The following is a 13,012-nucleotide window of genomic DNA, read 5'->3' on the forward strand; positions in this document are numbered from 1 at the left end:
CACGCGCACGCGAACGATTCGGCCAGGACACCGCCTGTGGGTCCATCGTCGCCTACCGTTGCCCAGCGGATGTCGGTGCGGTAGCGGAGGTGACGGGTGGGGCTGCGCGAGCGGCTCGCGGGTAGGCGCGTGTACATGACCGGGGTGACGGGATTCGTCGGTGAGGCGCTGTTGGAGCGCCTGCTGTCGGACTTCCCGGACACCCGGGTCGTCGCGCTGGTACGACCCCGCGGCGGGCAGGACGGGGCGTCGCGGCTGCGGCGCCAGCTGCGCAAGCCCGCGTTCAAGGCGCTGCGGGAGAAGGTGGGCGAGGGGGCTGTCGAGAAGCTGGCGGCCCGGGTGGAGGTCCTCGACGGGGACCTGGCGTCGATTCCGGACATCCCGGCCGACGTCGACCTGGTGATCCACTGCGCCGGTGAGGTGTCGTTCGACCCGCCGGTCGACGAGGGGTTCACGACGAACGTCGGCGGTGTGCAGGAGCTGCTGCGCGCGGCCCGTGCCGGGGGCGCGTCGCCGCACATCGTGCACGTGTCGACGGCGTACGTGGCCGGGCTGCGCTCGGGGCACATCGCCGAGGGGCGGCTCACGCACGACGTCGACTGGGAGGCGGAGAAGGCCGTCGCCGGCCGGGCCCGCCAGGCCGCGGAGGACGCGTCGCGCACGCCGGAGCACTCGGCGCGGTTCCTGGCGGAGGCGCAGGCCAAGCACCTGCGCGCCGGGGCGCAGTCCGTGTCCCGCGACGCCGAGGACCGCCGCCGCCAGTGGGTGCGCGACCGGCTGGTCCGCTCCGGGGCGGAGCGGGCGCAGGTGCTCGGCTGGACGGACTGCTACACGTTCACCAAGGCGCTCGCGGAGCGCTGCCTGGAGGACTCCCACGGCGACCTGCCGCTGACGATCGTCCGGCCGTCGATCATCGAGTCGGCGCTGGCGCGGCCGTACCCGGGGTGGATCGAGGGCTTCAAGATGGCGGAGCCGCTGATCCTCGCCTACGGCCGGGGCGAGTTCCCCGACTTCCCCGCGTCCCCGGACGCCACGATCGACATCATCCCGGTCGACCTGGTCGTCAACGCGATCATCGCCGCCGCCGCGCAGACGCCGCCGGCCGACGAGCCGGCGTACTACACGGTGTGCTCCGGGTTCCGTAACCCGCTGCTGTTCCGGGAGCTGTTCGAGCACGTCCACGAGTACTTCCAGGAGCATCCGCTGCCGAAGCGGGGCCGCGGGCCGATCGCGGTGCCGGAGTGGCCGTTCGCCGGGGCGCGGGCGGCGGAGGCGAAGCTTCGCAACGGCGAGCGGGTCGCGGCCGTCGCCGGCCGGGTGCTCGAGCATGTGCCGCGTTCGGAGAAGGTCCGCCGATGGGCGCAGGAGTTCGACCGGTTCGAGTCGCGGGTCGGGTTCCTGCGCCGCTACGCCGACATCTACCGGGCGTACACGAAGGCGGAGCTCGTCTACGTCGACGACGCGACGAAGGCGCTCTACGACGCGCTCGACGCCGCCGACCAGGCCGACTTCAACTTCGACCCGGCCTGCTACGACTGGTACCACTACCTGCAGGAGGTGCACTTCCCGGCGGTCACCGCGATCCTGCGCAGGCCGCGGGACCCGGCGCCGCCCAAGCGCAGCGGGGTGAACCTGCCGGCGAACCCGGACGCGCTGGCAGTGTTCGACCTCGACGGCACGCTGGTCACCTCGACGGTGATCGAGTCGTACCTGTGGCTGCGGCTCGCGGACGAGGCGCCGGCGGGCCGGGCGCGGGAGCTCGCGGGGCTCGCGGCCGTGCTGCCGCGCTACCTGCGGGCCGAGCGCACCGACCGGGGGCATCTGATCCGTTCGGTGTACGCCCGGTACAAGGGAGCTGACCCGGAGGAGCTGGCGAGGATCATCGACGAGGTCGCGGGTGACATCCTGCTGCGGCGGGTGAAGCCGGCGGCGATCCGCCGGGTGCGGGCGCACCGGCAGGCGGGGCACCGCACGGTGCTGCTCACCGGGTCGGTGGACTTCCTGGTCCGGCCGCTGGCACCGCTGTTCGACGAGGTCGTCGCCTCGAAGCTGACAGTCGGCGCGGACGGGCTGCTCACCGGGAAGCTGGCGTCGTCGCCGCTGGTCGGGGACGCCCGGGCGGCGTTCCTCGACCACTACGCGGGGCAGGTCGGCGCGGACCTGTCGTCGTCGTGGGCCTACGGGGACTCGCAGTCGGACATCCCGATGCTGCGGGCGGTCGGCAACCCGGTGGCGGTCAACCCGGACCTGTCGCTGTTCCGCACGGCGAAGGCGAACGGCTGGGCGGTCGAGGAGTGGCCGTCGACGGCCGGGGAGCCACGGGCGGTGGCCCCGTCGCGGCAGGAGCGGTCGCTGTTCCACGCGGCCCGCATCGCCGCCGCCACGCTCACCGGCGCGGGCACGGGCGCCGGCGTGGGACGGGATGGGGGTGCGCGGTGAGCCGCGGGCTGGAGCTGTACCGGTCGATGCCACGCTACGCCGCGGCCCGGGTGCTCTCGAGCAGGGTGCCGTCGCTCGCGGGGGCGGCGGCGACGTCGGCCGCGCCGCTGCGGCTGGTCGACAAGGGCGACCCGGCGCTGCCAGGCAGAGGCTGGGTGACGGTGCGCCCGACGCTGTCGGGGATCTGCGGGTCGGACCTGGCGACCGTGACCGGCCAGTCGTCGTTCTACTTCTCGCCGCTGGTGTCGATGCCCTTCACCCCGGGCCACGAGGTCGTCGGCACGTTGCAGTCGGACGCGGCGCTGCCCGACGGCACCGTCTACAAGGCCGGGAGCCGGGTCGTCATCGACCCGGTGCTCGGCTGCGCGGCCCGCGGCCTGGAGCCCTGCGCGCACTGCGCGGCGGGGCTGACGAGCCGCTGCGACCGGGTGACGGTCGGGCATCTCTCGCCGGGGCTGCAGACCGGGTACTGCAAGGACACCGGGGGTGGCTGGGCGCGGGCGCTGGTCGCCCACCACAGCCAGCTGCACCCGGTGCCGGGCGACCTGTCCGACGAGCGGGCCGTGCTCGTCGAGCCGCTGGCGACCGCGGTGCACACCGCGGGGCGGGCGAGGGTCGCGCCCGGGGACCGGGTGCTGGTGATCGGTTCCGGGGCGGTCGGCCTGTTCACGCTGCTGGCGCTGCGGGCCTACACCCCGGCGGCGCACATCACCGTGGTCGCGAAGCACCGCCGCCAGGTGGAGCTGGCGCGGCGCTTCGGCGCGGACGAGGTGCTGTCCCCGTCGGACGCGCTCGGCGGGGTGCGGCGGGCGACGAGGGCGCTGCGCGCCGAGCCTGAGCTCGGCGGGCCGTTCCTGCTCGGCGGGGTCGACATCGCCGTCGACTGCGCCGGGTCGTCGTCGTCGCTGTCGACGGCGCTGCGGGTCACCCGCGCGGGCGGGCGGGTCGTGCTGTCGGGGGTGCCGTCGGGGTCGGTGGACCTGACGCCGCTGTGGTACCGGGAGCTGGAGCTCGTCGGCACCTACGCGTCGTCGGGCCGGACCGGCCGGCCGGCGGACGGGGCCACCGGCGCCGGGCTGGAGCTGGACGCGGCGGGTGCCGGCGCGGCGGCCGGGGTGGACGGCGCGGCGGGGGCGCGGTCCGACTTCGGCCGGGCGTTCGAGCTGGCGGCGTCGGCGCCGCTGGACGGGGTCGTCTCGGCGGTCTACCCGCTGGCCCGCTGGCGGGAGGCGCTGGACCATGCGCTGTCCGCCGGCCGGCTCGGCGCGGTGAAGGTCGCGTTCGACCCGACGATGCCGGCATGACCATGGGCGTGACCGCCGGTGCCGGATCCAGCACGATGGTCGCGACGCCTGGCGCCGCGGCCGCACCACCGGCCCGGTCCGCGGCCGGGGCGATATTCCGAACAGCCCGACGCGGCGGCCGACGCCGGCCGTGCGGGCCCGCGATGAGGGGAACGTGGCTGTGAGACCGGGGTTCGTGCTCGAGGTCGACGAGCGGACTCCCCCGCTGCTGGTGCACCAGGGTGAGGGTCTGCTGCTGGAGCAGTTCCCGTTGGGGACGCGCGTGGTGTACCCGCCGGAGTCGCTGCCCGGTGTGCCGGACGTGAACGCGGTGATCGCGGACGCCCTGGAGCACCCGCACGGCAGCGAGCCGCTGCGGGCGCTGCTGTTCGCCGGGATGAAGCTGACGATCGCGTTCGACGACCTGTCGATCCCGCTGCCGAGGATGCGCCGCCCGGACATCCGCCAGCGGGTGATCGAGCAGGTGCTGGCGCTGGCCGCCGAGGCCGGGGTCGACGACGTCCATCTGATCGTCGCGACGGCGCTGCACCGGCGGATGACCGCCGCCGAGATCGAGTACGTCGTCGGGGAGCGGGTGTTCCGGTCGTTCTGGCCGGACAACCTGTACAACCACGACGCGGAGGACCGCGACAACCTGCTGCACGTCGGGGTCACCGACCACGGCGAGGACGTCGAGATCAACCGGCGGGCCGCCGAGTCGGACCTGATCGTCTATGTGAACGTGAACCTGGTCGCGATGGACGGCGGGCACAAGTCGGTGCCGATCGGCCTCGCGTCGTACAACAGCCTGCGGCATCACCACAACAGCCACACGATGCTGCACTCGAACTCGTTCATGGACCACACCCGCTCGGCGATGCACTCGTCGGCGTGGCGGATGGGCCGGCTCCTCGCGCGGCACGTCAAGATTTTCACGGTCGAGACGACGGTGAACAACCAGGCGTTCCCGGAGAAGTACGGCTTCCTGACGAAGCGCGAGTGGGAGTGGTCGCGCAAGGACCAGGCGATGGCCTACGGGATGACCGCCGCGCTGCCGAAGCTGCCCGGCCGGCAGCGCCACCGGCTGTTCCAGAACATCGTCGCCGACTACCAGGTCACCGCCGTCAACGCCGGCGAGACCGAGGCGGTGCACGAGAGGACCCTGGAGTCGGTGCACCGCCAGCAGCTCGTCGAGGTCGACGGCCAGTCCGACGTGCTGGTCGTCGGGCTGCCGTACATCGGGCCGTACAACTCCGACGCGGTGATGAACCCGATCCTCGCGACCTGCCTGGGGCTCGGCTACTTCTTCAACATGTACCGGGGCAGGCCGCTGGTCCGGCACAAGGGCGCGATGATCCTGTACCACCCGGTGACGCCCGAGTTCACCCAGCTGCACCACCCCTCGTACGTGGACTTCTACGAGGAGGTCCTCGCCGAGTCGACGGACCCGGCGACGATCGAGGCGAAGTTCGAGAAGCAGTACGCGACCGACCCCTGGTACATCCACCTGTACCGGACCTCGCACGCCTACCACGGCGTCCACCCCTTCTACATGTGGTATTGGGCGACGCACGGCATGGACCACGTCGGCGACGTCGTCTGGGTCGGCGGGGACCGCAGGGCGTGCGCCCGGATGGGTTTCCGAGCGGCGTCGACGTTCGCCGACGCGTTGGAGATGGTGTCGGGCACGGTCGGTCGCGACCCGTCGATCACCTACCTGCACTCGCCGCCGCACGCGATCGCGGACGTCCGGTGAGCCGGGTCAGTGGGGCGTCGGGCCGGCCGGTGCGGGCTGGCTCGTCGTCGTCCTCGCAGCCCCACCCCGGCGTGGGGCTGCGGCAGGCTGCCCGCGGGTTCCGTCTCGGCGGGCAGCGGCTGGTACCGGCGTCGGCGCAGGTGTACTGGCCGCCGCTGCCGGGCCGGGAGTTCCCGACGGCGTGGGCGCGCGGCCCGGCCGCCACGGCGGCCCGGGCGGCGTTCCTCGGCGGGATCATGGACCCGTTGCTGCACTCCCAGCTGACGTGGACGGTCGAGGGGTCCGAGGTGTTCGCCGACCTGGGCGAACAGCCGGCCCTGATCGTGGCGAACCACGCGAGCCATCTGGACGCCACGGTGCTGCTGTGCGCGCTGCCGCCGGCGGTGCGGGAGCGCACGGTGGTGACCGCGGCGGCGGACTACTTCTTCGAGTCGACGTGGCGGGGCCTGTCGACGGCGCTGGCGTTCGGCACGGTGCCGATCGACCGCAGCGGCGGCGCCCCGTCGACGACGCCGGTGGACCTGCTGCGCGACGGCTGGAACCTGGTGATCTTCCCGGAGGGCACCCGGTCGCCGGACGGGGCACGGGGCCGGTTCAAGCTCGGCGCCGCGTTCCTGTCGATCAACACCGGGGTGCCGGTGGTGCCTGTCGGGCTGCGCGGCACGTTCGCGGCGATGCCGCGGGGCCGGTCGTGGCCGGTGCCGGGCCGCCCGGAGGTGTCGGTGCGGTTCGGTCGCCCGCTGCGGCCCGGTGAGGGCGACGACGTGCGCGGCCTCACCGCCCGGCTGGCCGCGGAGGTCGACAGGCTCGTCACCGAGAGCGAGACGTCCTGGTGGGCGTCGCTGCCCCGGCCGGGCCGGCCGACGCCACCTCCCGGCGGCACCCGCGCCGCCGTCCCCGCCCCCGGCGGTGGCGAGCCGGCCCGGTGGCGCAAGGTGTGGGCGGCGACGGAGCCGCCGGCACCCACCCGCCCCCGCTCCCCCTGGGGCGGCTCCTAAAGGCGGGGGCATGGTCACTGGCCGTCGCCGCTGGCGACGGCGAAGTGGCCAGTGAGTATGTGCACCCCGCCATGGCGGCGCAGCCGGCCGGTGGCGACGACCGGCTCCCTGGTCCGGTATGCGCGGATCGCGTCGTCGTACTCCGGGCCGGACACGGTGACCTGCACGGTGCGCGGGGTGGACCGGCCGACGACGCCGCGGATCGTGGCGATCCCGCCGTCGTCGGCCTCGCCGCGGTCGAGCCGGGTGACCTGCCCGTACACCGCCGTCCTGGGCCGCTCGGACAGGGCGGCCAGGACGGCTCGCAGCCGCAGCAGCGCTTCGGCGTCGTCGCGGCGCAACGCCACCCGGACCACCGCCGGGGTGTCCAGCCCGGCGCGCGGCGCCCAGTAGAACGCCAGCTCCATCCTGCGCACCCGTGGCGCGGTCACCATCCCGAGCAGCGCGTCGCACAGGTCCACGCTCACCCCGCGCAGCACCAGCGGCGACGGCGCCGCCTCGGTGGCCGTGCCGCCGGCGGGACCGAGGCCCGCCGCCGGCACGGCCAGCGGGCCGGCCGGGTCGTCCGCCGGCTCGGCGAACGGCAGGCGGCGGGCCGTGTGGTGGTCACGGATCGCCTCGGTGACCTCGACGAGCGCGCCCGCGAGGGTCGTGCCCACCCGCCGCTGGAACGGCGCCAGCCGCGCCCCCGAAGGCCAGGCCGCGGGCGCGCCCCGGCCGCGGTCCGCGCCGGGCAGTGGGCCGTCGTCGAGCCGGGTGTAGACCGCCAGCAGGGGGCTGTCCGCCTCGGCGTGGACGAACCGGACGTCCTGCTCGACGAACGCCTTCACCGCGTCCGGCCGCCGGCCGGCGAACCGCGATGCCGGGCCGATGGCCGCCATCGCCGCGGCCTGCAACAGCCGCGCGACCCCGGCGAACAGCGCCCTTGCCTGGCCGAGTGACACCCCCGCGACGGCGTCGTCGGGCTCGAGCCGCAGGTGCAGCACGTCCGCCAGGCCCTCGGCCTGGGCCGCCGGTCTCCCGGTGCTCCGGCCGGCCGCGACCAGGCTCACCGGCACCGGGGCCGCCTCGCCGTTCACCGCGTACCCCCGCGCGCCCGTCCCGCCGCCGGGGCCGCCTGGTGGCGTCCCCGCGGCGCCGTGGCGCCGTCCCTCGCGTGCGCGACCCCGCCGCGCCGCACCTTCACCGCCATGCCTGGGCCCCTCGTCCTTGTCGGTCACCGTCGGCCGTCGGCGGATGACCGCCGGCCGCGAGCCCTGGCGCCGCGTCCGCCAGGCGGGACCGAGCGTGGACCGGGCCGCGCCCGGCCCGCCAGGCTCGTCTCATCCCTGTGGACGGACACCTTTCGTCCACAGGGATGACCGCGATGCGGCCACCCCGGCGCCGGTGAGAGGTCGGCAGGGTGCGTACCCCGCGCGTCGGAGGCCTGGCCCACCCCCCGGCCACAGCATGTGAGATGCGTCACATGATGATCGACATGTGGATAACCCTGGTGACGACACGGTGGGTAACTGGGTGCCCCCTGGGGACGAGGGGGGTCAAGGCTGGGGATCGCCTGTGGGACAGGGCTGATCCCGCCGACAGGCCGGATGTCAAGGCGTTGAACGGGACACGCCCGCAGGTATCACTGGGTGCATGGCCCTGATGCAACGGCTCCGCCGCGACGAGACGACCACCGCCGAGACGGCCCATCGCGGCGCCGCGCCGGCCCCGGGCCTCGCCCCGCCACCCGCCCCGGCGCACCGCGCCACCGTCACCCGCCCACCGGTCGCCGCGCGGGCAGCCGCCCCAGGCGGCCCGCCGTGGGCGCCGGCCGCCCTGCCGCCGAGCGTCGCCCGCGTCGCGGCCCGGACCCGTCTGTCAGCCGAGCTGCTCGCCGCGATCCTGGAGGTCGACGCCCGCCAGCGCGCGACCCTCGACGACATCGAACGCGCCGACGCGCTCGCCGAGCGGCTGCTGGCCCGCCGCGCCGACCGGCAGCGCACCGCGGTCGCGGGCCGCCCCACCTCCGGCCCCGCCATCGCGCGGGCGTACCGGCCGGCCGACCCACCGAGGCGGTCAACCGCCGCCCGCGACCAGCCGCCGCCTTCCCGGCTGGTCGCGGCGGGGTGACCGCCGGGGACCCGGCACCCTTCTCGGCTCCCTGGCGTCCGCCTCGCGCGGTGACCGCCCGCCGGTCGGCCCGCTCAGCCCCAGGCGGCGCCCGCGACGGCGGCGCCGAGGATGGCGGCGCCGAGCGTGGTCAGCACCGTGACGGCGACGTTCGCCGCGGCGACCAGCCGGGAACCACTCTCGGCCAGGCGCAGCGTCTCGTAGGAGAACGTCGAGTAGGTCGACAGCGCCCCGCACAGCCCCGTCCCGACCAGCAGGGCCACCCGCTGCGACGCGACGCCGGCCGTGACCGCCCCGGCGACCAGGCCCAGCAGCAGGCTCGCCGCCACGTTCACGGTGAACGTCCCCCAGGGGAAGACGGCGCCGTGGCGGGCCTGAACCGCCCGGTCCACCAGGTAGCGCAGCGGGGCGCCGACGGCGGCGCCGGCGGCGACGAGCAGCCAGTTCACCCCGCCGGCCGCCGGTCGGTGTGGCGGACGGCCTCGACCTCGTCGAGCACGACCAGCCCCTCGCCGACCAGCTCGTCGAGTTCGGGGAGGAACGCCCGGACCCGAGGCTCCTCGTCGATGATGACGACCACGACGGGCAGGTCCTCCGACAGCGACAGCAGCCGGGTGGTGTGCACGACGGACGAGGCGCCGTAGCCCTCGACGCCGTGGAACACGGTCGCCCCGGCAAGGCCGGCGGCGCGCGCCCGGCGCACGATCTCGCTCGACAGCGGCCGATGGTGCCACTGGTCGCTGTCGCCGATGAACACCGTGAGGCGCAGCGCCCGGCCTGCGAGCCTGGTCATCGGTGCCTCCCGAACAGCGCGCGGGCCGCCTGAGGCCCCGCCCGCAGCGTAAGCCTGGTCGCGGCGGAGGCGACGGTGACGGCCGCGAGCGCCGCCGCCATCGTCGCCGCGAGGTAGGCCAGCGCCAGGCCCGCCCGGCCCGCGTCGAGGAGGCGCTGCGCGTCGACGGCATAGGTGGAGAAGGTGGTGAAGCCGCCGAGAACGCCGGTGCCCAGGAACGGCCGGACCAGCGGGTGCACCGCCCGGCGCGCGGCGACCACCGCCATGAGCACGCCGATCGCCGCGCAGCCGGCGGTGTTGACCGCCCACGTCGTCCAGGGGAACGCCGCCTGCGGGGTCGGCCAGGCGAGCGCGGCGCCGTAGCGCAGGCAGGCGCCGACCACCCCGCCGGCGGCGACGACCGCGATCACCGCGCCGTGCGTCCCCGCCAGCGGCCGGCGGCGTACCGCCGGCGCCGCCGAAAGGACAGGTTCCGCGTCGCTCAGGGCTCTCTCCCGCTGACGTCCCCGGCTGTCCGCCGCGACGGACAGCCTGCCGGCCGGCGGCGGTGTCCCTGGCCGGCCGGTACCGAAGCGGTGCGGCGGCCACGGCCCGCGCCAGGCCGATCGGCGGCCGCGCCGCCGTCTCACGGTATGCCGCCCGGCCGCGACGAGGCGCGCACACGGCCGCGCCGTTGGTCACCGCCCGGCAGGGTCAGTCAGGCAGGCTGACACGGGCGGCCGAGTACTCCCACAGCGCCCTGCCAAGCTCCGTGTCACGGGCCTGCCGGCCGGTGAAGAACCGGTCACGCACCTTGTAGCGGTGCAGGTAGGCGCCATTGACGGCCTCCGGGTCCTGCCGGGTTGCCAGCGCCACGAGCGGGCGGGCGCCGCCGGCCGGGGTCCGGGCACCGACCAGCCGCAGGGGCCGGTAGAACGTGTGCACGAACCAGGTGTCGCGGCCGAAGCTGCTCACCACGACACCCGGGTGCACGGCGGTCGCGGTCGGCCAGCCGGGCGCGGCCCGGCGGGCGAGCTCGCGGGCGAACACGACGTTGGCGAGCTTGCTGTCGAAGTAGACGCCGAACTGCTGGTAGCGGCGCCGCGCACGGTCCAGGTCCTTCGCGTCGAGACGGCCGAGGGGGTTGACGACGCTGCTGGTCACGACCACCCGCGAGCCGGGGGTGGCCGACAGCCGCGGCAGCAGCAGGCCGGTGAGCAGGAACGGGGCCAGGTGGTTGACCTGGAACGTGAGCTCGTTGCCGTCCTCGGTCCGGGTCAGCGCCGGGAACAGCCCGCCGGCGTTGTTCATGAGCACGTCGATACGGGGGCAGACGTCGATGATCTCGGCGGCGGCGCGGCGGACGTCGGCGAGCCGGGCGAAGTCGGCGACGACGGGCAGGGCGCCTGTCTCGGCGGCGACGGCGGCGGTCCGCTGGGGCGAGCGGCCGAGGATCACGAGCCGGGCGCCGAGGGCGCGCAGCTGGCGGGCCGCGGCGGCGCCGATCCCCGCGCTCGCTCCGGTGATGACGACGGTCCTGCCGACCATCGACCGCCCGGCGGTGGGCCGGTCCGTCTCGCTGCCCCGCGCCCGGGTCGTCCGGTCCGCGGCCTGCCCCGCGTCGCCGTGGCCCGCCGCTGGGCTCGGGCCACCCTGCGCCGGCTGTGCCGGCTTCTTCGCCGTCTCAGGCGTCGTCTCCACCATCGTCACTCCCACGGCACCCGCGTGCCTCCCCTGGGGCACCCCCGGCCGGCGGGGATCGTCCCACGGTACGGCCGGCTGTGCCCGCTGGGCTGGCGGAACGTCGCCGCCGTGTTTCCCCGGCGGGACGGGCCGGCCGCCGTGTGCCGGGGCGGCACGCGGCGGCCGGCCGGCCATCCGCCGGGCTAGGTGGCCAGCGGGACCGGGGTCGCTTCGGGCGTGGCGCCCTGGGCCTGGGCGGGGAGGGCCGCCGGTTCGGCCGCCAGAGCCGGGCCTGGGCCGGGCGCGGCGGCGGCGCCGCCGGTGGCGGTGGACGCGCGGGCGCCGACGACCAGGAAGACGACGATGGCCGCGGCCGCGAGGAAGGCGGCGCCGACGAGGCTGGCCACGTTGAAGCCGTGCACGGTCGCGGCTGTCAGCAGCCGCCCGTGGGCCGCCGCCCCGGTGGCCGCCGGGTGGGAGCCCAGGTAGCCGGAGGTGGCGGTCCCGGCGATGGTGCCCAGCAGCGCGAGCCCGAGGGACGCGCCGATCTGCTGGGAGGTCATCACCGCGCCACCGGCGACCCCTGCGTCACGGCCGGCGCCGAGGGTGGCGATGCTGTTCGCCGGCATCATCACCCAGCCCATCCCGAAGCCCAGCACGACCAGCGACGGCAGCGCCCCGGTCCAGTAGGAGCTGTCCTGCCGCAGCAGGCCGATCAGCGCGAGCGCGACGGCCGCGCTCACCAGTCCCGTCACCAGCAGGTTGCGGATCGGCGCCCGCACGATCAGTCGGCCGACGATGCGCGCCCCGATGATCAGGCCGATGGTCATCGGGAGGAACGCGACGCCGGTGCGGGTCGGCGAGTAGCCGAGCACCTCCTGGAGATAGAAGGTCAGGAAGAACATCCCGGCGAACACGGCCACGCCGAGGCTGAACGTCGCCAGGTACGAGCCACCGCGGCCGCGGTGCGTGACGACCCGCAGCGGCAGCAGCGGGCTGGCGGTCCTGGACTCGACGAGCACGAACAGGGCGAGCAGCGCGACGCCGGCGACCAGGGAGACGATCGTCATGGCCGCGTCCCACCCGTCGGTCTCCGCCCGAGAGAACCCGAAGACCAGCGCCATCAGCCCGACGGTCGCCAGGAGCGCTCCCAGCAGGTCGAGCCGTTCCCGCGCCGCCCTGGCGATCCTGGCCGCCTCGGTGCCGCGCGCCGGGCGTGCCGCCTTGGCGGGCACGGCCGCGAGGGTGACGACGCTCGCGAGGATGGCGAGCGGGATGGAGATGAACAGGCTGTAGCGCCAGGAGAAGTAGCCGGTGAGCAGCCCGCCGGCAATCAGCCCGATCCCCGAGCTGGAGCCCATCACCGTGCCGAAGATGGCGAAGGCGCGAGCGCGTTCGGCCGGGACGGTGAACGTGGTCCCCAGCAGGGCGAGCGCGGCCGGGGTGAACAGGGCGCCGAACGCTCCCTGCAGGCCGCGGGCGGCCAGCAGCATGCCGGTGTTCACCGCGGCGCCGCCGAGCGCGGAGGCGACGGCGAAGCCGGCCAGGCCGATCAGCAGCGCGCGGCGGCGGCCGAGCAGCTCGCCGACCCGGCCACCGAGCAGCAGGAAGCCGCCGTAGCCGAGCGCGAACATGGTGATGACCCACTGCCGGCTCGGGTCGGACATGTGCAGCGAGCGCTGCGCGGACGGCAACGCGATATTCATGATCGTGAAGTCCGCGGCGACCATCAGCTGGCCGAGCGCCGCGGCCGCGAGCGCTCGCCAGCGCCGCGGGTCGGCCGCGCCGTCGTCGTGGTCGGGGCTGGTGGCCGCGGCGGCCGGGTCGGCGGGCCGTGTCGGTGAAGGGTCCGTGCTCATCGCGTTTCCACCCTCTGCCCCGCGTCCTGGCGGGGTCTCGTGCCGGGCGCCGAAACCGGATGCGGGATGCTGGGCTTCGGCGGCACTATCATGGGGACTGCCAACGTTGG

General features: G+C 75.3%; 11 protein-coding genes. 5 read left to right on the top strand and 6 right to left on the bottom strand.

Annotation, left to right across the window (positions count from 1 at the left end):
• Positions 1-96: 96 nt before the first annotated feature.
• From QOZ89_RS18645 to QOZ89_RS18660, 4 genes are all read left to right on the top strand, one after another.
• Positions 97-2,439, top strand: a complete 2,343-nt coding sequence (locus QOZ89_RS18645) for an HAD-IB family hydrolase (RefSeq protein WP_312624347.1) — start codon at positions 97-99, stop codon at positions 2,437-2,439.
• On the top strand, positions 2,436-3,743 hold the full coding sequence (locus QOZ89_RS18650; RefSeq protein ID WP_071052628.1) for a zinc-dependent alcohol dehydrogenase: 1,308 nt from the start codon (positions 2,436-2,438) through the stop codon (positions 3,741-3,743). Before QOZ89_RS18645 ends, QOZ89_RS18650 begins: the two co-directional genes overlap by 4 nt.
• A 154-nt stretch (positions 3,744-3,897) precedes the next feature.
• Complete coding sequence (gene larAH / locus QOZ89_RS18655) at positions 3,898-5,478, top strand: NPN-dependent hydroxyacid isomerase, LarAH14/15/16 family (protein WP_071052630.1); 1,581 nt, start codon at positions 3,898-3,900, stop codon at positions 5,476-5,478.
• On the top strand, positions 5,475-6,476 hold the full coding sequence (locus tag QOZ89_RS18660) for a lysophospholipid acyltransferase family protein (protein ID WP_312624348.1): 1,002 nt from the start codon (positions 5,475-5,477) through the stop codon (positions 6,474-6,476). Before larAH ends, QOZ89_RS18660 begins: the two co-directional genes overlap by 4 nt.
• Before the next feature lie 14 nt (positions 6,477-6,490).
• Here the strand turns inward: QOZ89_RS18660 and QOZ89_RS18665 are convergent, their stop codons facing one another.
• Positions 6,491-7,555, bottom strand: a complete 1,065-nt coding sequence (locus QOZ89_RS18665; RefSeq protein ID WP_312624349.1) for a hypothetical protein — start codon at positions 7,553-7,555, stop codon at positions 6,491-6,493.
• Positions 7,556-8,120: 565 nt separating this feature from the next.
• Between QOZ89_RS18665 and QOZ89_RS18670 the strand changes: the two genes are divergently transcribed.
• Complete coding sequence (locus QOZ89_RS18670) at positions 8,121-8,588, top strand: hypothetical protein (protein WP_397428800.1); 468 nt, start codon at positions 8,121-8,123, stop codon at positions 8,586-8,588.
• Positions 8,589-8,662: 74 nt separating this feature from the next.
• On the opposite strand, the gene QOZ89_RS18675 is transcribed toward QOZ89_RS18670, so the two are convergent.
• The 5 genes from QOZ89_RS18675 to QOZ89_RS18695 all read right to left on the bottom strand — a co-directional run bounded on the left by QOZ89_RS18675 (position 8,663) and on the right by QOZ89_RS18695 (position 12,902).
• Entirely contained in the window at positions 8,663-9,037 is a 375-nt protein-coding gene (locus QOZ89_RS18675) for a fluoride efflux transporter FluC (protein WP_071052587.1), read from the bottom strand.
• Positions 9,034-9,381, bottom strand: a complete 348-nt coding sequence (locus tag QOZ89_RS18680) for a DUF190 domain-containing protein (RefSeq protein ID WP_071052589.1) — start codon at positions 9,379-9,381, stop codon at positions 9,034-9,036. The genes QOZ89_RS18675 and QOZ89_RS18680 overlap by 4 nt, the downstream gene beginning before the upstream one ends.
• Positions 9,378-9,791: a fluoride efflux transporter CrcB gene (gene crcB / locus QOZ89_RS18685; RefSeq protein WP_241842223.1), complete on the bottom strand. Its 414-nt coding sequence runs from the start codon at positions 9,789-9,791 to the stop codon at positions 9,378-9,380. The genes QOZ89_RS18680 and crcB overlap by 4 nt, the downstream gene beginning before the upstream one ends.
• Positions 9,792-10,074: 283 nt before the next feature.
• Complete coding sequence (locus QOZ89_RS18690) at positions 10,075-11,064, bottom strand: SDR family NAD(P)-dependent oxidoreductase (RefSeq protein ID WP_083419648.1); 990 nt, start codon at positions 11,062-11,064, stop codon at positions 10,075-10,077.
• A 182-nt stretch (positions 11,065-11,246) separates the two neighbouring features.
• A complete protein-coding gene (locus QOZ89_RS18695) occupies positions 11,247-12,902 on the bottom strand; it encodes an MFS transporter (RefSeq protein WP_312624351.1) in 1,656 nt (551 codons plus the stop codon).
• Positions 12,903-13,012: the final 110 nt, after the last annotated feature.

Origin of the sequence: Pseudofrankia coriaricola, from assembly GCF_032027725.1 — a bacterium.
Classification (GTDB): Bacteria; Actinomycetota; Actinomycetes; order Frankiales; family Frankiaceae; genus Pseudofrankia.